At 71.0% G+C, this 23,420-nt stretch carries 27 protein-coding genes; 14 read left to right on the top strand and 13 right to left on the bottom strand.

The features are described from left to right. Positions 1–105: 105 nt before the first annotated feature. On the bottom strand, positions 106–2,304 hold the full coding sequence (locus tag F6W97_RS37085) for an MMPL family transporter (protein WP_155375265.1): 2,199 nt from the start codon (positions 2,302–2,304) through the stop codon (positions 106–108). A 280-nt stretch (positions 2,305–2,584) separates the two neighbouring features. Between F6W97_RS37085 and F6W97_RS37080 the strand changes: the two genes are divergently transcribed. From F6W97_RS37080 to F6W97_RS37060, 5 genes are all read left to right on the top strand, one after another. Further along, positions 2,585–3,166: a TetR/AcrR family transcriptional regulator gene (locus F6W97_RS37080; protein ID WP_230687281.1), complete on the top strand. Its 582-nt coding sequence runs from the start codon at positions 2,585–2,587 to the stop codon at positions 3,164–3,166. A 121-nt stretch (positions 3,167–3,287) separates the two neighbouring features. Further along, complete coding sequence (locus F6W97_RS37075) at positions 3,288–3,590, top strand: muconolactone Delta-isomerase family protein (protein ID WP_230687280.1); 303 nt, start codon at positions 3,288–3,290, stop codon at positions 3,588–3,590. 231 nt (positions 3,591–3,821) lie between these two features. Continuing rightward, entirely contained in the window at positions 3,822–4,529 is a 708-nt protein-coding gene (locus tag F6W97_RS37070) for an SDR family NAD(P)-dependent oxidoreductase (RefSeq protein ID WP_155375246.1), read from the top strand. 33 nt (positions 4,530–4,562) lie between these two features. Further along, on the top strand, positions 4,563–5,594 hold the full coding sequence (locus F6W97_RS37065) for an NAD(P)H-dependent flavin oxidoreductase (RefSeq protein WP_155375245.1): 1,032 nt from the start codon (positions 4,563–4,565) through the stop codon (positions 5,592–5,594). Positions 5,595–5,623: 29 nt separating this feature from the next. Then, complete coding sequence (locus F6W97_RS37060; protein WP_155375244.1) at positions 5,624–5,986, top strand: Cif family virulence factor; 363 nt, start codon at positions 5,624–5,626, stop codon at positions 5,984–5,986. A gap of 12 nt (positions 5,987–5,998) precedes the next feature. On the opposite strand, the gene F6W97_RS37055 is transcribed toward F6W97_RS37060, so the two are convergent. The 4 genes from F6W97_RS37055 to F6W97_RS41470 form a co-directional block, all read right to left on the bottom strand. Further along, positions 5,999–7,252 (bottom strand): sensor domain-containing phosphodiesterase, encoded by a 1,254-nt coding sequence (locus tag F6W97_RS37055; RefSeq protein ID WP_196279497.1) that lies wholly within the window; start codon positions 7,250–7,252, stop codon positions 5,999–6,001. Between the two features lie 193 nt (positions 7,253–7,445). Further along, positions 7,446–8,483 (bottom strand): zinc-binding dehydrogenase, encoded by a 1,038-nt coding sequence (locus tag F6W97_RS37050; RefSeq protein WP_155375242.1) that lies wholly within the window; start codon positions 8,481–8,483, stop codon positions 7,446–7,448. A gap of 161 nt (positions 8,484–8,644) precedes the next feature. Continuing rightward, positions 8,645–9,463 carry a Bax inhibitor-1/YccA family protein gene (locus F6W97_RS37045; RefSeq protein ID WP_155375241.1) on the bottom strand — a complete coding sequence of 273 codons (819 nt, stop codon included), beginning with the start codon at positions 9,461–9,463 and terminating at the stop codon, positions 8,645–8,647. An 88-nt stretch (positions 9,464–9,551) separates the two neighbouring features. Further along, a complete protein-coding gene (locus tag F6W97_RS41470; RefSeq protein ID WP_196279496.1) occupies positions 9,552–10,700 on the bottom strand; it encodes a sporulation protein in 1,149 nt (382 codons plus the stop codon). A 256-nt stretch (positions 10,701–10,956) separates the two neighbouring features. Between F6W97_RS41470 and F6W97_RS37035 the strand changes: the two genes are divergently transcribed. The 5 genes from F6W97_RS37035 (at position 10,957) to F6W97_RS37015 (ending at position 14,591) form a co-directional block, all read left to right on the top strand. Further along, entirely contained in the window at positions 10,957–11,352 is a 396-nt protein-coding gene (locus F6W97_RS37035) for a MerR family transcriptional regulator (protein WP_155375239.1), read from the top strand. 108 nt (positions 11,353–11,460) lie between these two features. Beyond that, positions 11,461–12,144 (top strand): DUF6789 family protein, encoded by a 684-nt coding sequence (locus F6W97_RS37030; protein WP_155375238.1) that lies wholly within the window; start codon positions 11,461–11,463, stop codon positions 12,142–12,144. Continuing rightward, on the top strand, positions 12,089–13,309 hold the full coding sequence (locus F6W97_RS37025; RefSeq protein ID WP_155375237.1) for a hypothetical protein: 1,221 nt from the start codon (positions 12,089–12,091) through the stop codon (positions 13,307–13,309). Before F6W97_RS37030 ends, F6W97_RS37025 begins: the two co-directional genes overlap by 56 nt. After that, positions 13,306–14,274, top strand: a complete 969-nt coding sequence (locus F6W97_RS37020) for a pre-toxin TG domain-containing protein (protein WP_155375236.1) — start codon at positions 13,306–13,308, stop codon at positions 14,272–14,274. Before F6W97_RS37025 ends, F6W97_RS37020 begins: the two co-directional genes overlap by 4 nt. After that, positions 14,274–14,591, top strand: coding sequence for a hypothetical protein (locus tag F6W97_RS37015; protein ID WP_155375235.1), 318 nt, complete (start codon positions 14,274–14,276; stop codon positions 14,589–14,591). The genes F6W97_RS37020 and F6W97_RS37015 overlap by 1 nt, the downstream gene beginning before the upstream one ends. A gap of 6 nt (positions 14,592–14,597) precedes the next feature. Here F6W97_RS37015 and F6W97_RS37010 read toward each other — a convergent pair whose 3' ends face one another. From F6W97_RS37010 to F6W97_RS36995, 4 genes are all read right to left on the bottom strand, one after another. Next, positions 14,598–15,059, bottom strand: a complete 462-nt coding sequence (locus tag F6W97_RS37010; RefSeq protein WP_155375234.1) for a DUF3592 domain-containing protein — start codon at positions 15,057–15,059, stop codon at positions 14,598–14,600. A gap of 48 nt (positions 15,060–15,107) precedes the next feature. Further along, on the bottom strand, positions 15,108–15,308 hold the full coding sequence (locus F6W97_RS37005) for a hypothetical protein (protein ID WP_155375233.1): 201 nt from the start codon (positions 15,306–15,308) through the stop codon (positions 15,108–15,110). 36 nt (positions 15,309–15,344) lie between these two features. Further along, entirely contained in the window at positions 15,345–15,746 is a 402-nt protein-coding gene (locus tag F6W97_RS37000; protein ID WP_407924641.1) for a cupin domain-containing protein, read from the bottom strand. Positions 15,747–15,923: 177 nt separating this feature from the next. Beyond that, positions 15,924–16,625: a class I SAM-dependent methyltransferase gene (locus tag F6W97_RS36995; RefSeq protein ID WP_155375232.1), complete on the bottom strand. Its 702-nt coding sequence runs from the start codon at positions 16,623–16,625 to the stop codon at positions 15,924–15,926. A 107-nt stretch (positions 16,626–16,732) separates the two neighbouring features. Between F6W97_RS36995 and F6W97_RS36990 the strand changes: the two genes are divergently transcribed. Beyond that, a complete protein-coding gene (locus F6W97_RS36990; RefSeq protein WP_155375231.1) occupies positions 16,733–17,338 on the top strand; it encodes a helix-turn-helix domain-containing protein in 606 nt (201 codons plus the stop codon). Positions 17,339–17,483: 145 nt separating this feature from the next. Continuing rightward, positions 17,484–17,948, top strand: coding sequence for an RrF2 family transcriptional regulator (locus tag F6W97_RS36985; RefSeq protein ID WP_155375230.1), 465 nt, complete (start codon positions 17,484–17,486; stop codon positions 17,946–17,948). A gap of 98 nt (positions 17,949–18,046) precedes the next feature. On the opposite strand, the gene F6W97_RS36980 is transcribed toward F6W97_RS36985, so the two are convergent. From F6W97_RS36980 to F6W97_RS36965, 4 genes are read right to left on the bottom strand one after another with little or no spacing between them, the layout of a single operon-like run. Next, positions 18,047–19,018: a sulfate/molybdate ABC transporter ATP-binding protein gene (locus F6W97_RS36980; RefSeq protein WP_155375229.1), complete on the bottom strand. Its 972-nt coding sequence runs from the start codon at positions 19,016–19,018 to the stop codon at positions 18,047–18,049. Next, on the bottom strand, positions 19,015–19,842 hold the full coding sequence (locus tag F6W97_RS36975) for a sulfate ABC transporter permease (protein WP_155375228.1): 828 nt from the start codon (positions 19,840–19,842) through the stop codon (positions 19,015–19,017). The genes F6W97_RS36980 and F6W97_RS36975 overlap by 4 nt, the downstream gene beginning before the upstream one ends. Continuing rightward, positions 19,835–20,683, bottom strand: coding sequence for a sulfate ABC transporter permease subunit CysT (gene cysT / locus F6W97_RS36970; RefSeq protein WP_155375227.1), 849 nt, complete (start codon positions 20,681–20,683; stop codon positions 19,835–19,837). Before cysT ends, F6W97_RS36975 begins: the two co-directional genes overlap by 8 nt. Next, entirely contained in the window at positions 20,680–21,708 is a 1,029-nt protein-coding gene (locus F6W97_RS36965) for a sulfate ABC transporter substrate-binding protein (RefSeq protein ID WP_155375226.1), read from the bottom strand. The genes cysT and F6W97_RS36965 overlap by 4 nt, the downstream gene beginning before the upstream one ends. Positions 21,709–22,238: 530 nt before the next feature. On the opposite strand from F6W97_RS36965, the gene F6W97_RS36960 reads away from it, so the two are divergent. Together F6W97_RS36960 and F6W97_RS36955 are read left to right on the top strand one after the other, a co-directional pair. Continuing rightward, a complete protein-coding gene (locus F6W97_RS36960) occupies positions 22,239–23,066 on the top strand; it encodes an alpha/beta fold hydrolase (RefSeq protein WP_155375225.1) in 828 nt (275 codons plus the stop codon). A 33-nt stretch (positions 23,067–23,099) separates the two neighbouring features. Then, on the top strand, positions 23,100–23,399 hold the full coding sequence (locus tag F6W97_RS36955; RefSeq protein WP_155375224.1) for a putative quinol monooxygenase: 300 nt from the start codon (positions 23,100–23,102) through the stop codon (positions 23,397–23,399). Positions 23,400–23,420 lie beyond the last annotated feature (21 nt).

Raw genomic sequence — 23,420 nt, 5'->3', positions numbered from 1 at the left:
CTGTGGGCGATGAACCAGGCCAAGGCCAACGGCTTCAAGCGCTACGTCTCCTGCCACCGCTCCGGCGGCGGCGGCGAGCATCCCAAGGGCCGGGCCTGCGACTGCTCAAACGCCGGCGGCCACCGGCTCGCGGACCGGCTCCTCGGCGCGGTTCAGCTGCTCGCCCTCCACGTCCACGTTCGGCAGGACGCGGTCCAGCCAGCGGGGCAGCCACCAGGCGGCCCGGCCGAGCATCGACATCAGCGCCGGGACGATGGTCATGCGGACGATGAACGCGTCCACCAGCACGCCGAACGCCAGCGCGAAGCCGATCGACTGGATCAGCGTCTCACCGGAGAACACGAACCCGCCGAAGACGCTGATCATGATGATGGCGGCGGCGGTGACCACCCGGGCTCCGTGCCGGAACCCGGTGACCACGGCGTCGCGGGCCGGTGCGCCGTGTACGAAGTCCTCGCGCATCCGGGTCACCAGGAACACCTGGTAGTCCATGGCCAGGCCGAACAGGATGCCGATGACCAGCACCGGCAGCATGCTCATGATCGGCCCGGTCTGCTGCACGCCGAACACGTCGCCGAGCCAGCCCCACTGGAACACGGCCACCACCGCGCCGAAGGTCGCCCCGACGCTGAGCAGGAAGCCGAGCGTCGCCTTCAACGGCACCAGCACCGACCGGAACACGAGCAGCAGCAGCAGGAACGCCAGCCCGACCACGACCGCCAGGTACGGCAGGAGCGCCTCGTCGAGGCGGGTGGACACGTCGATGGCCAGCGCGGTGACGCCGGTGACCGCGATGGTCGCGCCGGTCCCGGCGGTGATCGCGGCCCGCTCGTCGCGGATCTCGTGCACCAGGTCGGCGGTGGCCACGTCGTTCGGCCCGGTCTTCGGGATGACCGCGAGCAGGACGGTGCGGCCGTCGGGGCTGACCCCGTTGGGGGCGGCGTAGAGCACGTTGTCCACCGCCGTCAGCCGCGTGACGAACTGGCCGATGGCGGCCTGGGGGTCGGCGCCCTCGGGCAGGTCCGCCACGACGACCAGCTCGCCGTTGAAGCCCGGCCCGAAGCCGGCGGTGACCATGTCGTACGCCTTGTGCTGGGTGGTGTCGGCGGCCTGCATGCCGTCGTCGGGCAGGCCGAGCCGCAGGTCCGCGGCCGGGATCGCGAGCACGCCCAGCGCGGCGACGGTCAGCACCAGCACCGGGATCCGGAACCGCACCACGAAACGCGCCCAGCGCTCGCCCATCGGGACGGGGCCGCCGTCGGACTCCGGGTCGGGGGTCGCGTGGCCGAACAGGCGACCCTTGACCAGGCGGTCGCCGGTGAAGCCGAGCAGCGCGGGCAACAGGGTGACGGCGACCAGCACCGCCACCGCGACGGTGGCCGCGGCGGACAGGCCCAGGCCCGCCAGCAGCGGGATGCCCACGATGGTCAGCGCGACCAGCGCGATGATGACGGTGAGCCCGGCGAAGACCACGGCCGAGCCCGCGGTGCCGACGGCGCGTCCGGCCGCCTCCGCGCCGTCCTTGCGTACCAGCAGCTCGTGCCGGAAACGGGAGACGATGAACAGGGCGTAGTCGATGCCGACGGCCAGGCCCAGCATCAGCGCCAGGATCAGGCTGTTGGAGTTGATGTCGACGAACCGCGAGGCGATGGCGACGCCGGACAGGCCGATGCCGATCCCGGCGACCGCGGTGAGCAGCGGCAGCCCGGCGGAGACCAGCGAGCCCAGGGTGATGATGAGCACCAGCGCGGCGATGGCGATGCCGATGACCTCGACGACGCCGGTCTTCGGGTTGGCCCGCAGCGCGTCGCCGCCGACCTCGACGGTCAGCCCCGCGTCACGGCCGAGGGCGGCGGCGTCGGTCAGCGCGGCGCGGTCGGTGTCGGTCAGCTCCATGCCCTGCACGCCGTAGGTGACGTGGGCGAACGCGTAGCGCAGGTCGGGGGAGATGGACTTCGCGGTGTACGGGTCGATCACCCGTGCGACCTGCGGTGCGTTGTTCAGCGCGGCGACCACGCGGCCGATGGCGGCCTGCACGTCCGGGTCGGTGACCGTCTTGCCCTCGGGCGTGCCGAACACGACCCGGGCCCGCGCCCCGCCCGCGTTCGCTTCGGGGAAGCGCTCGCCGAGCTGGTCGATGGCCCGCTGGGATTCCGTGCCCGGGATGCTGAATTCGTTGGACATCTTGCCGGACAGTGTCGCGGCGCCGGTCCCGGCGAGCGCGAGCAGCAGCACCCAGAGGCCGAGGACGAGCCAGCGTCGGCGGTACGAGAACCGGCCGATCCGGTAGAGGAATGTCGCCACGTCGAGTACTCCAAACGAGGGATGGGTGGCTGTCATCGCGGCGAAACATGCTGTTCACGAGCGTGTTTGGGGGTCGCCGCACCACGGCCGACCCTAGCCGTTCGGCAAGGAGTGAGCAAGCCGATCGGCAAGGAGTGAACCTGTCGTTCGGCAAGTTTTCAGCTTGCCGTTCGGCTAGTCTGCAGCCTGTCGACCGGCTAGGCGGATGGCTGCTGATCAGCTAGATTTGCTCAGGACGGGTGACTTCCCCCGCCGTCGATGATCTGGTAAGGAGGGTGCCGTGAGAGCTGCGACACACGCCGACTCGCGCGGCCCGGAGCGCACCCGGCAGCGCCTGCTCGATGAGGCCTGCCGACTGTTCGCCATGCACAGCTTCGCCGGCACGTCGCTGCAGATGATCGCCGACACTCTCGGCGTCACCAAGGCGGCGGTCTACCATCACTTCAGGACCCGCGACGACATCCTGACCGCGGTGATCCAGCCGGCGATCGACCAGATGCACGCCATCATCATGGCCGCCGAGGCGCAGCGCACGCCGTCCGCGCGGGCCGACGCGATGCTGTCGGGCCTGGTCGACCTGACCGTCAAGCACCGTGGCCTGATCGCCATGATCGGCACGGACCCCGGCGTCACCAGCGCGCTGCAGAGCCATCCGGACGTGATGGAGCTGTTCCGCCGCCCAGGCGAGCTGATGGCGCTCGACGACTCCGCCGAAGCCGAGATCAACGCGACGCTCGCGCTGGCCGGGATCGCCACCACCGCCTCGTCGCCGGTGATGCAGCACCACGACGCCGACGTGCTGCGCCACCACCTGCTCGCGGCCGGCCGCCGCATCCTCGGCCTGCGCGCCCGCAAGCCCTGATCGGCGTCGCCGAGATCGCCCGACTTGCCGGGCACCTGTGCGTATCTTGAGCCTTGATACGCACAGGTGCCCGGCAAGTCCGATGGTCCTGGCCGGCGTTGCCGGCGGTGAGGGGAGTGCGATGGTGGAGTACCTGGTCGACATGCGGACCACGGTGCCGACAGGCACGACCGAGGACGAGGTCGCCGACATGCGGCGGCGCGAGGCGGTGCGGGCGGCCGAGCTGGTGGCACAGGGCAGCCTGCTGCGGTTGTGGCGGCCGCCGCTGGCCCCGGGGGAGTGGCGGACCTGGGGCCTGTTCCGCGCGGACGACGCCGACCAGCTGGAGACCGTGCTCGCGTCGATGCCGCTGCGCGCCTGGCGGACCGAGGACGTCACCCCGCTGACCCCGCACCCGAACGACCCTGGCCAGCCCGCCCGCTGACCAGTGCAGATCCGCTGGCCCCGGACCGGATCACCCGGGCCAGCCGGCCCGCTGACCAGCAGATCCGCTGGCCCGGACCGGATCACCCTGGTCGGCAGTCCCGCCGGTCAGGTGCGGGTCCTGGCAGTCGGCTGCGCGAGCAGGCCCGGTGGGCGCACGCTTAGGTCATCCGGTTCGGCGCCGGTCGCGTCGGGCTGCTCGGCAGGCCGCAGACCAGACAGGGACGGACCCATGAACATGCAGAAGGTCGCCGTCGTCACCGGCGCTTCCCAGGGCATCGGGGCGGCGCTGGTGGCCGCATACCGCAAGCTCGGTCACGCCGTCGTCGCGAACTCGCGGACGATGCCACCGAGCAGCGATCCGATGGTGCTGTCGGTGGCCGGCGACATCGCCGACCCGGCCGTCGCGGCCCGGGTGATCGACGAGGGCCTCGCCGCGTTCGGCCGCATCGACACGCTGGTCAACAACGCGGGCGTGTTCGTCGCCAAGCCGTTCACCGAGTACACCGCCGAGGACTACGACCTGGTCACCGGAGTCAACCTGCGCGGGTTCCTCACGATCACCCAACGGGCCGTGGCCGCCATGCTCGACCACGGCGGCGGCCACATCGTCAGCATCACGACCACCCTCGTGGAGCACGCGAACTCCCAGGTGCCCGCCGCCATGGCCGCGCTCACCAAGGGTGGGCTCAACGCGGTGACCAGATCACTGGCCATCGAGTACGCCACCCGCGGCATCCGGGTCAACGCCGTCGCCCTCGGCGTCATCCGCACCCCGATGCACGCGGCCGACAGCTACGACGCGCTGGCGGCCCTGCACCCGGTGGGCCGGGTGGGCGAGGTGGGCGACGTCGTCGACGCCGTCCTCTACCTCGACGGCGCCGGGTTCGTCACCGGTGAGATCCTGCATGTCGACGGCGGCCAGAGCGCCGGGCACTGAGCCGCGCCGCGTCCACCTGGGAGTCGAACACCGTTGAACAGCGCATTCATCCGTACGCTGGGCGTCGACCTGCCGCTGGTCGCCGCGCCGATGGCCGGCGGAGCCGGCACGCCCGCCCTGGTCGTCGCAGCCGCCCGCGCAGGCGGCCTCGGCTTCCTCGCCGCCGGGTACAAGACGCCCCAGGCGCTCGACGCGGAGATCGCGACGGTCGAGGCGGCGTCGGCGCCGTTCGGGGTCAACCTGTTCGTGCCCAACCCCGTGCCGGTCGACCCTGCGGCCCTGCGGCGGTATGCCGACCTGCTCGCCGCCGAGGCCGACCGGCACGGCGTCACGCTGGACCCGGTGCCCGTCGAGGACGACGACCACTGGCACGACAAGCTCGACGTGCTGCGCGCCCGGCCGGTGCCCGTGATCAGCCTGACGTTCGGCCTACCGCCCGCTGCGGACCTGGCCGCGCTGCGCGCCACCGGAGCGCTGCTGGTGCAGACGGTCACCAACGTCGACGAGGCGAAGGCCGCCGCGGACGCCGGGGTGGACGCGCTGGCGGTGCAGGCCGTCGCCGCGGGCGGCCACTACGGAGCATTCACCCCGTCCGGGCCGGTCACCGGCGTCGCGCTCACCGACCTCGTCGCCGCGGTGCGGCACGCCGTGCACCTGCCGTTGATCGCCGCAGGCGGCCTGGGCACGCCGGAGGACGTGGCCGCGGCCGTGCGGGCCGGGGCGGACGCCGTCGCGGTCGGGACGGTCCTGCTGCGCAGCGACGAGGCGGGCGCCTCCGCGGTGCACCGGGCCGCGCTCGCCGACCCGGACCGGACCGGCACCGTCGTCACCCGCGCCTTCACCGGACGTCCCGCGCGGGCGCTGCGCAACGGCTTCACCGACCGGTACGGGGAGCTCGCCCCGTACGGCTATCCCGCCGTGCACCACCTCACGGCCGGCCTGCGCCGGGCCGCCGCCGCGGCCGGTGACGCCGAGCGGGTGCACCTGTGGGCCGGCACCGGCTACCGGCAGGCCGTCGACGGACCGGCCGCGGCCATCCTCGCCCGCCTGGCCGCCCAGCTCTGACCTCGCGAACCGACACCAGGGAGAACGATATGACGGGCACCGAGGCCGAGATCCTCACCACCGTGCTGGAACGCTGGAAAACAGCCGTCGACGCCCATGATCCGCAACGCGTCGCGGAGAACTTCACCTATGACGCGATCTTCCAGGGCCTGCATCCGTACACCGTCGGTCCTGGCGGCGTGGCCGCGTACTACGACGGCCAGCCCATCGGTATGACCGCCGCGTACCAACTGCTGGAGACCCGCCGGCTGGCCGCCGACCTGGTGCTCGGCTACCTGGCCGTCGACTTCGCCTTCACCGACCGCCCGACCAGGAACGTCAACCTCGGTGTCATCGTGCGCCGCGTCGGCGACGACTGGCTCATCGCGCACTACCAGGTGTCGCAGCTGTGAGCGGCGGCCCGGTCAGGAGACCGGGGCCAGCCTGCTCAGCAGGGTGCGCGCGGCCTCGGCGACCAGCGACCGGTCGTAACTGATGATCACGTCGAACTCGCGGTCGGCCTCGCGGGTCGCCGACGTCGGCAACTGCCTGGCGAACAGCCCGCCGGAGAAGTAGCTGCCCAGCACGATCACCGACCATTCCCCGAGCAGCGGATCGTCGGCCGCCAGCGGCCCGCCGCGGATGCCGGGAGCCGGCTGCGCCGCGATGCCGTGGCCGAACACCGCGGTCAGCGCGCCCTTGCCGGCGATGGTCAGGTAGCGGTGCCGGGTGTGCTCGGTGAAGTGTTTCGCGTCCTGGAACGCGCCCAGCAGCACCGACGCCTCGGGCGCGTGCTCGCTCATGCTCTCCAGGTGGTTGCTGAGCGGGATCAGCTGCCGCTTGGTGGCGCGGGTGGCGCGGCGCCGCCGCCGGGCGACCTCGAACGGGGTACGCGCACCCGTGTTCGGGGCGGTGCTGTAGGGCAGGTCGGTGTCCGGCCGTTCGAACCGCGCGGGCAGCGGGCCGGGCCGCCCCAGCAGCCAGCCCTGGCCGAGCGTCGCGCCCATCGAGATCGCCGCCGCGAGGTGGCGCTCGGTCTCGATGCCCTCGGCGAGGATGATCGCGCCGGTGCGCTCGGACTCCGCCAGCACCGCGTTGACCACCTGCGCGGTCTCATGGGTCGGGCGGCCCTGCACGACGTGCCGGTCCAGTTTGATGATCTCGGGGCTGAGCAGGGCGAGCAGGGACAGGCTGGCCGGGTTCACGCCGACGTCGTCGAGTGCGATGCGGGTGGACTGGCCGCGTACCCGGGCCACCGAGGTGAGCAGCGCGGCCGGGTCGTCGCTGAGCGAGCGTTCGGTGATCTCCATGACCACCTGGAGTTCGCGGCTGGCCGTCTCGATGGTGTCGACGAGTCCGGCCGGGCATTCGCTGCCCATGGTGGACGGCTCGACGTTGACGAACAGCGGGACGTCCCACGGCAGGCAGGCAGCCAGCGCCGCCCGGAACGCCGCGGCGCGGGCGACCCAGTCCAGTTCGGTGAGCCGCCCGGCGCGCTGTGCCTGAGCGAACAGCTCGGCGGGGTTGCGCAGCTCGGAACCGGCCGGCCCGCGTGCCAGCGCCTCGTATCCGGCGACCCGGCCGCTGCGCAGCGAGATGACCGGTTGGAACACCGGGTAGACGGCTCGTTTGGTCACCGTCCGGTCGAGTTCGGTGGACCCGTCCTGCGGTTGGTTCACTGCGTCACCAGCCCCGCCAGCTAATCTGCGCATTTTGTGCCGGTTGTAAGGCTAACGGCCGAACAGCCCCCGCCCCGGCACTTCCGCGCACCGCGCCGCCGATCTTCGCCAGCCTCCGGGCAGCTGTGATGGCAATTTCAGGGAAATGGCGGCCATAGTGGCTCTAAAATACTGTATTGACCACGTAACGGCTTTAGACGGGACGGATCAGGACCTTGAGGGCCTTGCGCTCGGCCATCGCCTGGTAGCCGGCGGGCACCTCGTCGAGGCCGATCGTGGTGTCGAACACCCGGCCCGGCTCGACCTTGCCGTCGAGCACGTCGGGCAGCAGCTCCTCGATGTAGGCGCGGGCCGGGGCGACGCCGCCGGTGAGCGTGACGTTGCGCAGGAACTCCCCGAAGCCGAGCGGCACCTCCGGGTACTGCGGCGCGCCCACCCGGCTCACCCTGCCCCCGGCGCGGGCCACGGCGAACGCCGTCTCGATGGCCGGCCGCAGGCCCACGCACTCCAGCACGGCGTGGGCGCCGTCGCCGCCGGTCAGCTCCAGGACCTTCGCGATGCCCTCGTCGCCGCGTTCGGCCACCACGTCGGTCGCGCCGAAGTCCCGCCCCAGATCGGTGCGGACCTGGTGGCGACCCATGAGGATGATCTGCTCCGCGCCGAGCCGCTTGGCGGCCAGCACCGCGCACAGGCCGACCGCGCCGTCGCCGATCACGGTCACCGTGGTCCGCGGGCCGACCCCGGCGGTCACGGCGCAGTGGTGGCCGGTCGGGAACACGTCGGACAGCGACAGCAGCGACGGCAGCAGCGCCGAGTCCTCGCCGACGGGCAGCTTGACCAGCGTGCCCTGGGCCTGCGGGACGCGTACCGCCTCGCCCTGGCCGCCGTCGACGCCGTTGGCGGCCCAGAAACCGCCGTGGCGGCAGGAGGTCTGCAGGCCCTCGCGGCAGAAGTCGCAGGTGTTGTCCGCCCAGACGAACGGCGCGACGACGACGTCGCCTTTCTTCAGCCCGGAGACGTCCGCGCCGACGTCCTCGACGACGCCGAGGAACTCGTGGCCGATCCGGTCACCGTGCTCGCTGGTGGGGCGTGACCCGTACGGCCACAGGTCGCTGCCGCAGATGCAGGAGCGCAGCACGCGTACGAGCGCGTCGGTGGGTTCGCGCAGCACCGGGTCGGGCACGTCCTCCACCCGCACGTCACCGGCGCCGTAGATCAAGGTGGCTCGCATGGGGTCTTCCCGTCTCGTGATCGCGCGGGCACGGCCGGAGCCGGCCCGGTCCAACGATCAGTATCGGTGCTGGGAGGACGTCATACCCGGGCATCGCGGACAATCCACGGCGGTCGGCGGCCCGGCGCCGGGGAGGATGCCCGGGCCGCCTGTCCGCGGTGTCAGTCCTCCTGGAAGTACGAGATGAGGCGCAGCATCTCCAGGTAGAGCCAGACGAGCTCGACGAGGATGCCGAACGCGCCGAGCCAGCCGTACTTGCGCGGCAGCCCGGCGGCGATGCCGTCCTCGATCTGCTGGAAGCTGACCACGAACATCAGCGCCGCCACGACGATGCAGACCAGCGAGAAGATGATCGCCATCGGGCCGCCGTCGCGCAGCGGACCGGCCGAGCCGGTGAAGAAGCTGATGCCGAAGTTGACCAGCATGACCACGGCCAGCCCCGCGGCGGCCCCGATCACTACCTTCATGAACTTCGGCGTGGCCCGGACGATCCGCGCCCGGTACAGCGCGGCCATGATGAAGAAGACGCCCAGGGTCGCGATGACCGCCTGCAGGACGATGCCGTTCCAGGCGGTCTCGAACGCCTTGGACACCGCGCCGAGGAACACGCCCTCGACGATGGCGTAGCTGAACAGGATGACCGGGTTGGTGATCTGGGCGAACGAGATCACCAGGCCCAGCACCAGCCCCACCAGCATCGCGGCGATCCACACCACGGCCAGCGACTGCACCGGGACGAGGATCCAGGTGGCGGCGGCCGCGGCCACCGCCGCGCCGATCAGGGACACGGTCTTGACCACGACGTCGTCGATCGTCATGACGTCGCGGGAGCGCTGGACGGTCTCGGGGTATCCGTAACCGTCGGCCGGCTGCTGGTAGGTCTGGCCGCCGTAGCTGTAGGGCTGGCCGCCGGGCACGGTGTAGGCCGGCTGCTGCGCGGCGGCGGTGATCCGCCCGAGCACCGGGTTCGATGACTTCACGCAGTTCTCCTCTGTCGGGCGGTGCGTAACGCGGGGTGGGTGGCGCGGGCCCCCGGCTAGGACGGGCCCGCACCACCCGGTTCGGCGGTCAGAAGTCTCCGAAGTCGCCTCCGAAATCTCCGCCGCCGAAGTCTTCGAAACCGGCGTCGGCCAGACCCGGGTCTTCCAGACCGGCCGCGGACGCCGCGTCGCCCAGGTCGGGAGCCATCGCGTCGCCGATCATGTCGCCGATCACCATGCCGCCGAGGAAGCCGAGCGCCGCGCCGCCGACCCCGGCCGCCATCGCCCCGGCCATGCTGGGCTTGCCCCGGTAGCCGCCGTACTTGTAGCCGCCGGGGTGCCCGCCGTGGCCGCCGTAGGCATAGCCGGGACGGCCGTGCTGCTGTCCGTAGCCGGGCTGTCCGTAGCCGCCGCCGGCCGGGGCGTGGCCGTACCCGGGCTGTGCGGGCGGCTGCAGGAACGCCCCCGGCGCCGCGGCGGCGGGGGAGGAGAGCTTGTCCAGCGCCGTGGTGAGCCACCGGTCGACCTCGGTGATCCAGCCGCCCTCGGTCGCGGCGAGCCGCTGGAGGTCGGCCGCCGACAGGTCGTGCCGGTCGGGCGCGCCGAACCTGCCGGTGAGCTCGGCCAGCACCACCAGACCGTCGCCGATCGCGGCCACGGTGAAGGTGAGCAGCGGGATGTGCGGGCCGTGCCGGTCGCCCTCGGGCAGCGGGGCGTAGCACGTGATCGCCTGCGCGGCGGGCACGGGCAGGCCGGCCAGGCCGCCGGGGCGCAGCTCGTTGCGCACGAACCGGCAGCCGATGGCGCCGAGCGCGTCCATGATCTGCTGCTGGGCCGGGGAGGCGTCGATGCGCGCCGGATCGAAGTCGCCCTTGGCGCTGCCCGAGGCCACCGAAACCTCGGTGCGCACACCGATCGCGATCCCCGGCAGCGCCTGGCCGTACAGCGCGGTGAACGGGGCGTGGGCGGGCACGGTCACCGTGAACGGCACCGCCTGGGAGGCGCCCGACGGCAACCGCAGGTGCTGCGCGACCTGGTAGCGGGCCAGTTCCAGCTCGCCTGCCGGTCCGGTCGCGGTGAGCAGCAGCGAGATCGTGGTGATGTCGGTGTCGGACTTGGCGCGCAGGTTCACCTGGCCGCTCAACGGGCCGCCCGGGACCGCGGGATGCGGCGACAGGACGGTGTCGACCTCGACGCCGCCCAGCCCGAGTCCGGCGAGCAGCTTCTTGAAGACCATGTGCTTCCTCTCCTGTGGAGCTCCGCCGGGCGTCAGCCGCGGCGGTGGTATGCGCAGGCGGTGGCCGGGCAGCCCGCGATCAGCCGGCGGGGGTCGCGGGACCGGGCCGCACGGGGTCGCCGGCGCTGCTCGCCCTCGACCGCGGCGTTGTCGCGGGCGGTCGGGACCGGTGCCGTTCGCGGCGGCCGGCGGTATGATCAGCCACGAGGCTGACACTAACACGTGAAACTGTACGGTTGCTGGAACGAGGCTGCTCATGACACTGATGCGCATCGGCGAGCTCGCCGCCGCCGCCGGCGTGAGCAACCGCACCGTCGACTTCTACACCAACCTCGGCCTGCTCACCCCGGCCACGCGCACCTCCGGCGGCTTCCGGCTCTACGACCCGGCGGCGGTCGAGCAGATCGCCACCGTGCAGCGGCTGGAGTCCAGCGGCATGGCGCTCGACGACATCGCGGCGCACCTGCAGGGCGGGGCCGCGGCCGACCTGGCCGGCGCGCTCGCCCGGCTGGACCAGGACCTGGCGGCGCTGCGGGCGCTGGCCGAGACCGCGGGCGGCACCGCGCACGGCCTCGCCACCACGCTCGCCGTCCGCGCCAACCAGTTGCTGACCACCGCCATGGAGCTGCTGTCCACGATGCCGCCGTCCTGAGCAGCCCGCGGCTTCACACCTCCGCCGTGCTGCGCTGACACGCAGACTTCACTGTCGGCTCGCTGACACTGGCCCCCACTGACGGTCGTCAGTTCCTACGGTATCGGCGTGGCTGACGGCGGACGCAAGATCCGACCAGAATGGACGGTCGCCGCGGTCTTCCTGGCCAGCGGCGCCGCCCTGCTGGTGTACATCCTGTCGGGTGTGTCCCTGCGCTGGACCTTCCTCGCCCTCGGCCTGGCCGCGGCCGCCGTGGCGACCGTCGTCATCCGGCGGCTGCCCGACGAGCGACGGGCCAAGGTGCTGCGCAGGATGGCGGTGGGCGCCGTCGCCGGGTTCGCGGCGACGCTGGCCTACGACGCGGCCCGGATCGCGCTGGTGGAGTTCGCCGGTCTGCAGCTGCGCCCGTTCGAGGCGTGGCGGCTGTTCGGGCTGGCCCTGGCCGAGACCGACCAGGACGCAACCTGGGTGTTCTGGCTCGGTGTCGCGTTCCACCTGTGCAACGGCACCGCCTTCGGCGTCGCCTACACGGTCGCGTTCGGACGCCGCGGCATCTGGGCGGCCATCGTCTGGGCGCTGGTCCTGGAGACCTTCATGGTCTCGGTGTACCCGGGCTGGCTCGGGCTCAAGGCACTCGACGAGTTCCTGTCGGTCAGCATCACCGGCCACCTCGTCTACGGCGTAGTCCTCGGCTGGCTGTCCAACCGCCTGCTCGGCAGTTCCCGATGGGGAGAAGATGACCGCGACACCGGGGCCGACGAGCCCGCCCGATCCACTGACCAGGCTCGCTGACGGCATCTGGGTCGGCGTGCCGCTGACCCTGCGGCGGCTCTCGGCCGGCCTGGCCATGTCGACGGTCGACGGCCTGTATCTCGCCGCTCGCCCGATCGTCGGTCTGCTCGCGGTGCCGGTCGTGTTCATGGTCGGCCTCGTCGTCGGGGTGCTGCACCCGGGCTTCGAGTACGTCTTCACCGAGGCACTCTGGCTGCTCCTGCTCATCGCGCTCGTCGGCGCGCTCAGCGGGGCGCTCGGCTCCTACCTGACCCTGGGGTTCGCCCTCGGCGACCTGGCGCTGGGCGCGCACCCGCAGTGGGACACGTACCGCACCGACACGCTGCTCGACATCCCCGCGCAGTTCGGTTCCCAACTGCTCACCTACGCGCTGTTCGCGATGCTGGCGGTCGGCGTGCCGATCGCCGCCAAGTCGTTCGCCGCCGAGTTCCTGCTGCCGCCGACCGTGCCCAGGGCGGTGCGGGCGCTGGTCGGCCTCGGCGCCCTGGTCGTCATCTCCGGCCTGCTGGTCTGGGTGTGGACCCAGTCGGCCCCGCTGCTGGTGCGACCGGTGTTCGTCTGGGCCGGGGCCCGCCCGACCGTCGAGGCCATGTCGACCACGCAGGAGAGCGGCGGCTGGATCGTGTTCCTGGCGGTCGCGGCGACCGTGGCCCGCGCCGTCGCACAGGCGCTGCTGGCCAACCCGATCGGCAAGGGCGGCGGCCCCGACCGGATGACGCTGCTGGAGGACCGGTTCCGCACCGACGTCCCGGTGCAGCCTCTGGCCGGCCGGATCCCGCTCGTGCTGCGGCTGCTGATCCGCGCGCTGATCCTCACCGCACTGCTGTCCGGCCTGTACGCCGCCTACTGGCAGGCGGGGCTGACCTTCTTCGTGCTCTTCGCAGCCCAGGTGCTCGCCAGCCCGCTGCTGCCGCTCGACTTCGGGGCGTACGCCCGGTTCATCGCGCGCATCCCCCGGATCATCCGCCTGATCGTCGTGATGATCCCGGTGTACCTGCTGGGGGCGGTGATCGTGCCGATGTTCCTGGACCAGACCAGCTTCTTCCCGTTCCTGCTGCTGGCCATCGTGTCGGCGGTGCTCATGACACTGCTCAGCCCTCATGTCAGGGAGGCGCCACCCGCGCCGCCGCAGCCGGCCGCGCCGGGCGCCGAGGAGCCGAAATGAGAACGACGACACGTGTGCTGGCCGGTGCGGCGCTCGGCGCGGGGGCCGCGGTGCTGCTGCTGCCCGGCGCGGCGTACGCCGACAACTGCGGGAGCATGTCCGACTGCTACTACACCGCGCGGGCGGCCCTGGCCGCCTTGGTCGGCCTGTCGGTCCTGTTCGGTGTGCTGCTCAGCATCGGGCTGGACTTCGTGCCGGTCGTCGGCACGGTCAAGGGCGTCATCGAGGCGATCACCGGCAAGGATCTGATCACGGGCCAGGAACTCGCCTGGTGGGAGCGGCTGCTCGGCATCGTCCCGGTGGTCGGCGGGATCGCCGGTGTCGCGGCCGGAATCTCCAAGGGCGCACGGGCCATCGACGACGTCGCCGACCTCGGGCGCGCGGTCGACCGGGCCGCGGATGCCGCGGAGGCCGCCCGCGACGTCGAACGAGCCGCGGAGGCGGCACGCGAGGTCGAACGAGCCGCGGAGGCCGCCCGCGACGCCGAACGCGCGGCTGAGGCGGCCCGGGACGCCGAGCGTGCCCGGGAGGCCGACCGTGCGGCTGAGGCGGCGCAGGAGGCCGAGCGGGCCCGGGAGGCGGAGCGGGCTGCGGAGGCGGCCCGCGACGCCCACCAGCGTGAACTCGGCATGGACCCGGCGACGGGACGTTACCGGCCGGCGGAGGGCGAGACCGCGCTGCGCGTCGAGGACGCCACCGGGGCGGAGCTGAGCCGCTCGACCGACCCGAAGGTGGACTGGGTCGACAACGCCACCGGCAAGACCTACGACGCCGTGGGCAACTTCCCGGCCCGGCACTTCGACCAGCAGTGGCCGAACCTGCAGACCAGGATCGTCGATCACCTGGCCAAGGCCGACTACGTGCCTGTCGACGTCTCCCAGTTCACCCCTGACCAAATCGCTAAGGTACAGAAGTTCATCACCGACAACGGCCTAGGCCCCCGAGCATTCCTGGTAGGCAACTGATGTCCGGAACGATCGCGGTCGCACCCGACAAGCGCTGGTCGGCAGCCGGCTGGCTGTTCGACTGGACGGTCGAGGCGCTGGCCGATGACCTAGACGACGACGCCGCGGCCGCCGACCTGCGGGAGATCGTCGAGGACAATCTCGGTTGGCTGGGGCTGGACGACCTGTCCCCGGCGGCGCGCGCCGAGGTGCTGCGCCGGATCAAGACGGACCTGGTGGACCGGGCCGACCGGGAACTGCCGCCGACGGTCCCGAACCGGTCCGAGGCCCTCGACCTGCTGCGCGACCTCAGCCGACTGGCCGAGAACACGGCCTGACCGTGGTCAGGCCGGAGGGCCGCCGGTGCGCTCCCTGCGGTCCTGCCGTACCAGCCACGCCGCGCCCGCCAGGCAGGCCAGCAGCCACAACAGCGCCTGCGCGACCGCCCCGTAGGCCGGCACGGCGTTCTCGACGTCGGCGGCGAGCATCACCCGCCCCGGATCCTCGGGGTCGTAGCGGACCTGCGGATTCATGGTGATCACCGAGCGGTCGTAGGACTCCAGCCGCGCGGTCGTCAGGGTGCCCTCGACGGAGTAGCTGACCGTCGCCTTCAGGCCGCCGCCGCGCGGCCGCCCCTCGTCCAGGACCTCGGCGTCGACCGTCACGCCCCGCTCGGCGAGGTCGTGGCGGAGCACCGCCTGGCCGACCGCGGAGTACGCCGACACGGCGAACATCACCGCGAAGGCCGACGAGAACAGCACGCCGAACCAGACCGTCGGCCGACGGCGGCCGCCGTCAGCCGTCACGGCGACCGGTCGTCGCGGCGACGGCAGATCCGCGACGACCGGGACGGCTCACTCGACCGCCTGTGGGACGGTCGGCTCGGGCACGTCCCCGGACGCGCGGACGGCGGCCAGGTGCACGGCTTTACGCTCGTGCTTGGCGCGCCGTTCCCACGCGTCCCACATGCCGTGCGCGACGGCGTTGCGGACGATCCAGTAGAAGACGAACAGCCCTGCCGCGACCCAGAAGAACCGGCTCCACCCATCTGCCATGGCCACACGGTATTCGCAGCGGTCAACGTCTTCCGGTCAGGCGGTGGGCGGCTCGTCCCGGCCTGCCTCCTCGGCAGCCTCGGCCTGCTCCTTCGTGGCGTGCACCGCGCCGTCGGCGTGGTCGGCCGGGCCGTACACGGTGTAGAGCACCAGCGGGTTCGGCCCCGTGTTGCGGAAATTGTGCCGGGTACCCGCCGGCACGACCACGAGCTCGCCCTGCGCCACCGGCCGGGTCTGCCCGGCCACGTCGGCCTCGCCGGTCCCGCTGACGAACGTCAGGATCTGGTCGTTGTGCGGGTGGACCTCGTCCCCGATCTCACCGCCGGGCGGGATGGTCATGATCACGAGCTGGGTGTGCTCACCGGTCCACAGCACACGCCGGAAATCGGCGCTCTGCTCGGCCGCGGTCGCGATGGTGAAATGGATGATGTCGGTCATCGGGGCAGCTCCTTTGCGAATACCTCTGCCTACCCTCGCCCGCACCCGTTCAATCCCGCCGAGAGGATGGGCGCCTTCACCTCGATACGCCTTGGTGGAACGCCCTTGCCCACACCTCCACCTGTCGAAGCCGGTCGGCGAGACGGCGGCCGGGCCGAGTAGCCACCCCGGGACCGGTCAGGCGCGCCTGCGGGCGCGCAGGACGGTGTCGTGCGAAGAGTGCCCGTCATGCCCGTGACCGTGACCCTCGTGACTCTCGTGACCGTGACTCTCGTGACCGTGACTCTCGTGACCGTGACCCTCGTGACCGTGACCGGTGGCAGGGCGGTGCCGGTCCTCGGCGACGAGGATCTCCCACTGTTCGGGGTCGAGGCCGGCGCCGACCTCGTCCGGGGTGAAGTGCACGTCGCGGGCGGCGGCGTCGGAGACGGGACGCCGGTCCGACGGGTGGTGGCCGATGATCAGCAGCGTGCCGCCCGGGGCGACCGCGGCCGCCAGCCGGGCCGCCAGCGACTCGCGGGACGCCTTCGGGTGTACGTAGAGGGAGCAGACCAGGTCGTACTGCGCCACGGGCGGCACCCAGTCGGTCAGGTCGGCCTGCCGCCAGTCGATGCGCGCGGCAACCGGGTCACCGGCGGCTGCCGCGTGTGAGCGTGCGCTGTGCAGCGCGGTGTCGGCGATGTCCACCGCCGTCACATGCCAGCCCTGAGCCGCCAGCCAGATCGCCTCGGCTCCCTCGCCGCAGCCTGCGTCCAGCGCTGTGCCGGGGGTCAGCTCCCGGGCTTCGGCGACCAGATGCGGGTTCGGCGGCTTCGGGTGGCCCGCGGAGTGCTCGTGGTAATGGCCGTCCCAGTACGCCTTGCTGAACTCCTCGGTCATGACGTCCCTTCCGAAACTGCCCGCGCCTCGCGCCGTGGCCTGGGGCAACCATGCGAGATGATCGGGCGTGCTCGCAAATCCTGTTGCTGATCTGGCAAGCTGGCGGCATGGACGACGATCTTGATCAAGCGCTCGGTGCGGTGGGTCCCCGGCTGCGCGCACTGCGCCGGCAGCGGGAGACCACGCTGGCCGACCTGTCGGCGGCGACCGGGATCTCGGTGAGCACCCTGTCCCGGCTGGAGTCCGGCTCCCGGCGGCCGACCCTCGAACTGCTGCTGCCGCTGGCCAGAGCGCACGGCGTCACGCTCGACGAGCTGGTCGACGCCCCGCCGACCGGCGACCCCCGCATCCATCTGCGCCCGGTCACCCGGCACGGGATGACGATGCTGCCACTGACCCGGCGGGCGGGCGGCATCCAGGCGTACAAGCTGGTGATCCCCGCCGACAGCCGCCGCCGGAACCCGGAGCCCAAGACCCACGAGGGCTACGAGTGGCTCTACGTCCTCAACGGCCGGCTGCGGATGGTCCTGGGTGAGCAGGATCTGGTGCTCCTGCCGGGGGAGGCGGCCGAGTTCGACACCCGGGTGCCGCACTGGTTCGGCGCGGCCGGCCCCGAGCCGGTGGAGTTCCTCAGCCTGTTCGGCACCCAGGGTGAACGAGCGCACCTGCGGGCCCGTCCCAAGGCGAAAGAGTCGGCGCAGGAGTCGGATTGACGGCGTCGAGATCGGATCGTGACCGACCATTGCCGTGACCGTGCATCGCCTATATTATCTATCGAAGTTATAGGAATATGCGGACATCGCACAGAGCGCGCGCCTGCTGCCGGCCGCGCCGTCACGAGCAGGAATCCATGGGGCCGTGCACATCTCAGCGCGACACGACTATGCGGTGCAGGCCATGCTGGCCATCGCCGCGGCGGGCGGCGGGCCGGTGAAGACGAGCGATCTGGCCGTCATGCAGGGCATACCCGCCAGCTACCTGCCGTCCATCCTGGCTGACCTGCGGCGCGCGGAGCTGCTCAGCAGCCGTCCCGGCACCGACGGCGGCTTCAGCCTGGCCCGCCGGGTCGAGCAGATCAGCGTCGGCGACATCATGCGGGCGGTCAGCGGTGCGCTGGCCAGCGTCCGAGGCCGCCCGCCGCACACCATCACGTACACCGGCGCGGCCACCGCCCTGCCCGGACTCTGGCAGTCGGTCCACACGTACACCGGCGACCTGCTGGACAGCACCACGCTGCTCGACCTGCTCGGAGACGGTCAGGTGCCCGCGCCGCGGTCCGATCGCGACACCGCTGCCGGCAGCACCGGCGGGCATCGGTCATGACCCTGGCCCGGCAGACCACCGCGCACGGGGGCCTCCGGATGCGGGTGATGGCGCGTTAGGAGCGTGCCATACCGCCCGGAGGCTCCCGTGTCGCGGCGTCAGACCGCGTCGATCAACCTCGGCGCCCCGACCCCGGTCGCGACGCGCACCTGCACCTCGGAACCGACCTGCAGGCCCAGGGACAGGAACTCGTTGCGGGTGAGGGTCACGGTCACGAGCTGCTCGCCCACGGCCACCTCGACCCTGATCTCGAAGCCGATCCGGGTGATCCGCGTGATGCGGCCCGTGACCGTGTCCGGCTCGCCGCCACCGGTGAGCAGCTGGAGATCGTGCGGCCGCACCAGGCGGTCGCCCAGCTCGGTGACCGGGCCGAGGAAGCGCATGACGAAGTCGTTGGCGGGGGTGTCGTAGAGCTCGTCGGGTGAGCCGATCTGCTCCACGCGGCCCTCGTTGATGACCACGATCTCGTCGGCGACCTCCAGGGCCTCCTCCTGGTCGTGCGTGACGAACACCGTCGTCACGTGCACCTCGTCGTGCAGGCGGCGCAGCCAGTCCCGCAGCTCCTTGCGGACCTTGGCGTCCAGCGCGCCGAACGGCTCGTCGAGCAGCAGCACTGTCGGCTGCACGGCGAGCGCGCGGGCCAGGGCCATGCGCTGGCGCTGGCCGCCGGACAGCTGCGAGGGCAGCCGGTCGGCGAACTGGGACAGGTGCACCAGCTTGAGCAGCTCGTCGACCCGCTCGCGGATCTCTACCTTGGGCCGCTTGCGGATCTCCAGTCCGAACGCGACGTTGCGCGCCACCGACAGGTGCTTGAACGCCGCGTAGTGCTGGAACACGAAGCCGACGTTGCGCTTCTGCGGCGACAGCTTCGTCGCGTCCACGCCTTCGATCTCGATGCGGCCGCTGTCGGCCGTCTCCAGGCCGGCGATGATGCGCAGCAGGGTCGACTTGCCGCCGCCGGACGGCCCGAGCAGCGCGGTGAGCTGGCCGGACGGGATGCTGACGTTGACGTTGTCGAGCGCGACGAAGTCACCGAAGCGCTTGGAAACGTTGACGATCTCGATACTCAACGGTCTTCCTTCGGCCGAATGACGGAGACGATGATGATGCAGGCCACTGCCACCAGGGCGAGCAGGAACGCGGTGGCGTACGAGCCGCCCTTGTCGAAGTTGAGGTACTTCTCCTCGACGACCAGGGTGGCCGTGCGGGTCTCGCCGAGCACGTTGCCGGACACGACCTTGACCGCGCCGAACTCGCCCAGTGAGCGGGCCAGGCTCAGCACGACGCCGTAGACGACGCCCCACTTGATCGACGGCAGGGTGATCCGCAGGAACGTCTGCCAGGCGTTGGCGCCCAGGCTGCGGGCGGCCTGCTCCTGCTCCTCGCCGACCTCCTCCAGCACCGGCACCACTTCGCGGATCACCAGTGGCAGCGCCACGAACACGGTGGCCAGCACGATGCCGGGGGTGGCGAAGATGACCTGGAAGCCCATGCTCTCCAGGCCCGGTCCGAACCAGCCGTTGCGTCCGCCGTAGACCAGGATCAGGGCCAGGCCGACGACGATCGGCGAGACCGACAGCGGCATGTCCAGCAGTGCGCTGAGCAGCCGCTTGCCCGGGAAGTCGTAGCGGACCAGCAGAATCGAGATGCCGACGCCGAACAGCGTGTTGATGATCACCGCGATGATCGCGACCTGCACGGTCAGGCTGAGCGCGTGCACGATGTCGGGGTCTTCGATGATGCTGTTGATGTTGTCCATGCCGTCGGCGAAGGTGTTCTTGCCGACCAGGTACACCGGCCACGCCACCAGGAAGAACAGGTAGACGATGACGATCAGCCGGACCAGGTAGGTGACCGGGCCGCGGCGGGTGCGGGTGCTGGGGTGGCTAGCCACGGCGCACCATCCTCCGCTGGATGACGTCGAGCGCCACGATGACGATGAACGAGATGGCCAGCAGGATCGTGGCCACCGCCGCCGCGATGTCGTAGTTGTCGTTCTCGATGCTGCTGAGGATGCGCACCGAGGCGACCTCGGTCTTCAGCGGCAGGTTGCCCGACAGCAGGACCAGCGAGCCGTACTCGCTGACCCCGCGGGCGAACGACAGCGCGGCGCCCGCGGCGATCGCGGGCGTCAGGCTGGGCAGGATGATCCGCCGGAACACGGTGAACCGGCTGGCGCCCAGCGACATCGCCGCCTCTTCGACGTCGCGGTCCAGCTCGGCCAGCACCGGTTGGACGGTGCGGACCACGAACGGCAGCGTGACGAACAGGAAGGCGAGGAAGACTGCTTTGGGGGTGTTGGCGATGTCGATGCCGAGCGGGCTGGTCTTGCCGTACAGCGACAGCAGCACCAGGCCGGCCACGATGGTCGGCAGCGCGAACGGGATGTCGATCAGGATCTCCAGGGCGCGCTTGCCGAAGAAGCGGTCCCGGACCAGCACCCACGCGATCATGGTTCCCATGACGATGTTCAGCAGCGTCACCAGGAACGCGGTGCCAACGGTGAGCTCGATCGCCGCGGCGGTCTGCTCGTTGGTCACCGCCTGCCAGTACGAACTCCACCCGCCCGCCGACGCGGTTACCACCACGGCGGCGAGCGGGATGAGCACGAGCAGGCTGAACCACAGCATCGCCACGCCGAGGCCGAGTCCGGAGACGCGGGTCAGCGGGCGGCCGGACCGGACCGGCCGGCGAGAGATCGCCGGCCGGTCCGGGGTGAGCGTGGTCGAGGTCACTTAGCCTTGCCCGAGGCTGCGATGACCTTGACGATGAGGCCCTCCTTCTCGTCGAAGAACTTCTTCGACAGAGCCGACCAGCTCTCGAAGTCCTTCGACACGGTGAGCAGCTTCTCCGGGGTCGGGAACGGGTTGGCCGGGTCCTTGGCGCCCTGGACGCCGGTGGTGTCCACGCCCTCGATGATCGGGCGGAAGCCCTTGAGCGCGAACTGGCGCTGGCCGTCCTTGCTGAGCACGAAGCTCAGCCAGTCCTTGGCCTTCGGGTCGGCGTTGGTGAGGATCGCGCCCGGGTTCTCGATCAGGATGGTGGTCGAGGGCACGATCCAGTCGAACTTCTCGCCCGCCTGGGTGGCCAGGATGGCCTCGTTCTCGTACGCCAGCAGCACGTCGCCGGTGCCGCCGAGGAAGGCGGTGGTGGCGTCGCGGCCGCTGCCCGGCAGGGCGACGACGTTGCCGAACAGCTTCGTCAGGAACTCGGTGGCCTGCGCGTCAGTGCCGCCGTTGGCGGTGATGTGGCCCCACGCGGCGAGCGCGTTCCAGCGGGCGGCGCCCGAGGAGGCGGGGTTCGGGGTGACGATCCCGATGCCCGGCTTGATCAGGTCGTCCCAGCCCTTGATGCCCTTCGGGTTGCCCTCACGCACGGCGAGCACCACGATCGAGGAGGACACGATGCCCTTGTTCGGGCCCGCGTTCCAGTCCTTGGCCACCAGGTTCGCGTCGACGAGCCGGGTGACGTCGCTGGAGACCGAGAAGTGCACGTAGTCGGCCTTGAGGCCGGCCACGACGGCGCGGCTCTGGTCGCCGGACGCGCCGTACGACGTTTGGAACTTGACGCCCTTGCCGGCGTCGGTCTTGTTCCACTCGGCCGCGATCGCCTTGTTCGCCGCCTCCGGCACGGCGAAGCCGACGATGTTCAGCGTGGTGCTGGATCCCGTGGTGCCGCCGTCGTCCTTGCTGCCGCAGGCCGACAGCGCCAGGGCGGCGACTGCGGCGAGTGCGGCGGCTGCTCTGATCCGGTTCTTCATGTGGAACCTGTCCTCCTCGAGCGCGAAAAGCGCACACCGAATAACGCCGAGAGCTCCGGCGTATCGGTAATCATCAATGTTGGGGGTGCAGTTCTGTTGCGGTGCATGGTCGACCGGCACGTGCGACGTCGGGCTCCGATGCCACGACCTCCGGTGGGTGCCCGGTGTGGACGTGATCCGGAACGACCACGAAGCGAATATCCCACTAATCCGCTAGACTTTCAAGGGTTTGCCGGGCGACCGCGGGCTATAGAAGACATATGCCCTATTTGGGAAATAATGACAAGCCGAACGGCCGAGTGCCTGTCGACCACCGCGTGGCGACCGGGGACGTTCGTCTCGGGCGGCACGGCATACGCCAGAGCGTGTGAAATTGTGCCAAAACCCATGAGAACTCGCATACCTCAGGTAGGTTGTTTCATCTCTAAACCGATAAGTCCGACAAGCGCGTGATGTTAGCTTCGGAGGACCGGCCCGACGGTGTGCCGCGACGTACTCATTGCCAGCCTTTCGACGCGGGGAGTCGCCACATGAGCACCGGCATGGTCAACACCAAGGACGGAACCCAGATCTTCTACAAGGACTGGGGTTCGGGACAGCCTGTGGTCTTCAGCCACGGCTGGCCGCTCACGGCCGACGCCTGGGACGACCAGATGTGGTACGTCGTCTCCAACGGCTTCCGGGCGGTCGCCCACGACCGGCGCGGCCACGGCCGCTCCAGCCAGCCCTGGGAGGGCAACGACCTCAACACGTACGCCGACGACCTCGCCCAGGTCATCGAGAAGCTCGACCTGCGCGACATCGTCCTGGTCGGGCACTCCACCGGCGGCGGCGAGATCACCCGCTACATGGCCCGCCACGGCACCGACCGCGTCGCCAAGGCCGTCCTCGTCGGCGCCATCCCGCCGCTGATGCTGCAGACCGACGCCAACCCCGAGGGCCTGCCCCGCAGCGTCTTCGACGGCCTGCGCGAAGGCGTCGAACGCGACCGCTCGCAGTTCTGGAAGGACCTCAGCGCCCCGTTCTACGGCGCCAACCGCGACGGCGCGAAGGTCAGCCAGGGCCTGCGCGACGCCTTCTGGCTGATGGGCATGACGGTGGGCTTCAAGGGGGCGTACGACTGCATCAAGGCGTTCTCTGAGACCGACCAGACCGAGGACTGCAAGAAGATCGACGTGCCGACGCTGATCATCCACGGTGACGATGACCAGATTGTGCCCATCGTCGCCTCTGCCATGAAGTCCTCGAAGCTGATCAGGGACAACACGCTGCATGTCTACAAGGGAGCGCCGCACGGCCTGACTGCCACGCACCAGGACGAATTCAACGCCGATCTGCTGGCCTTCCTCAAGGGCTAGCCGGTCCGGGCGAGTCCCGGGGAAGGAGCAGGCGTGCTCACGTTGGGATTTCTTGTCGAGATCGAGGCCAAGCCCGGCCGCGAGGGCGAGGTCGCGGAGTTCCTGCGGCGGGCCAAGATGCTGGTGGACGCCGAACCCGGCACCATCGTCTGGTACGCCTTCCAGCTCGGGCCGACTTCGTTTCGCATCTTCGACGCCTTCGACACCGAGGACGACCGGCAGTTCCACCTGGCCGGGAAGGTGCGCCAGGGTCTGGAGGCCCGCGCGGACCTGTTCGACCCACCACCGAAGATCAATCCGGTTGACCTGCTGACGTACAAGATGCCGGCCTGACCTAAGGGAGCCCCGTCGCTG

The sequence above is a fragment of the Catellatospora vulcania genome (genome assembly GCF_009720385.1).
GTDB classification, from domain to species: Bacteria; Actinomycetota; Actinomycetes; order Mycobacteriales; family Micromonosporaceae; genus Catellatospora; species Catellatospora vulcania.
Note: the sequence above shows the minus strand (reverse complement) of the source record. Positions and strands in the feature narration are given on the sequence as shown.

Coding starts and splice junctions, on each gene's coding strand:
- F6W97_RS41470 (WP_196279496.1), bottom strand. CDS start 10,700: ATGGTCTTCAAGAAGCTGCTCGCCGGACTCGGGCTGGGCGGCGTCGAG.
- F6W97_RS37005 (WP_155375233.1), bottom strand. CDS start 15,308: ATGGCAGATGGGTGGAGCCGGTTCTTCTGGGTCGCGGCAGGGCTGTTC.
- F6W97_RS37060 (WP_155375244.1), top strand. CDS start 5,624: ATGACGGGCACCGAGGCCGAGATCCTCACCACCGTGCTGGAACGCTGG.
- F6W97_RS37070 (WP_155375246.1), top strand. CDS start 3,822: ATGAACATGCAGAAGGTCGCCGTCGTCACCGGCGCTTCCCAGGGCATC.
- F6W97_RS37025 (WP_155375237.1), top strand. CDS start 12,089: ATGACCGCGACACCGGGGCCGACGAGCCCGCCCGATCCACTGACCAGG.
- F6W97_RS37020 (WP_155375236.1), top strand. CDS start 13,306: ATGAGAACGACGACACGTGTGCTGGCCGGTGCGGCGCTCGGCGCGGGG.
- F6W97_RS36965 (WP_155375226.1), bottom strand. CDS start 21,708: ATGAAGAACCGGATCAGAGCAGCCGCCGCACTCGCCGCAGTCGCCGCC.
- F6W97_RS36990 (WP_155375231.1), top strand. CDS start 16,733: ATGGACGACGATCTTGATCAAGCGCTCGGTGCGGTGGGTCCCCGGCTG.
- F6W97_RS36995 (WP_155375232.1), bottom strand. CDS start 16,625: ATGACCGAGGAGTTCAGCAAGGCGTACTGGGACGGCCATTACCACGAG.
- F6W97_RS37015 (WP_155375235.1), top strand. CDS start 14,274: ATGTCCGGAACGATCGCGGTCGCACCCGACAAGCGCTGGTCGGCAGCC.
- F6W97_RS36960 (WP_155375225.1), top strand. CDS start 22,239: ATGAGCACCGGCATGGTCAACACCAAGGACGGAACCCAGATCTTCTAC.
- F6W97_RS37050 (WP_155375242.1), bottom strand. CDS start 8,483: ATGCGAGCCACCTTGATCTACGGCGCCGGTGACGTGCGGGTGGAGGAC.
- F6W97_RS37000 (WP_407924641.1), bottom strand. CDS start 15,746: ATGACCGACATCATCCATTTCACCATCGCGACCGCGGCCGAGCAGAGC.
- F6W97_RS37035 (WP_155375239.1), top strand. CDS start 10,957: ATGACACTGATGCGCATCGGCGAGCTCGCCGCCGCCGCCGGCGTGAGC.
- F6W97_RS37075 (WP_230687280.1), top strand. CDS start 3,288: ATGGTGGAGTACCTGGTCGACATGCGGACCACGGTGCCGACAGGCACG.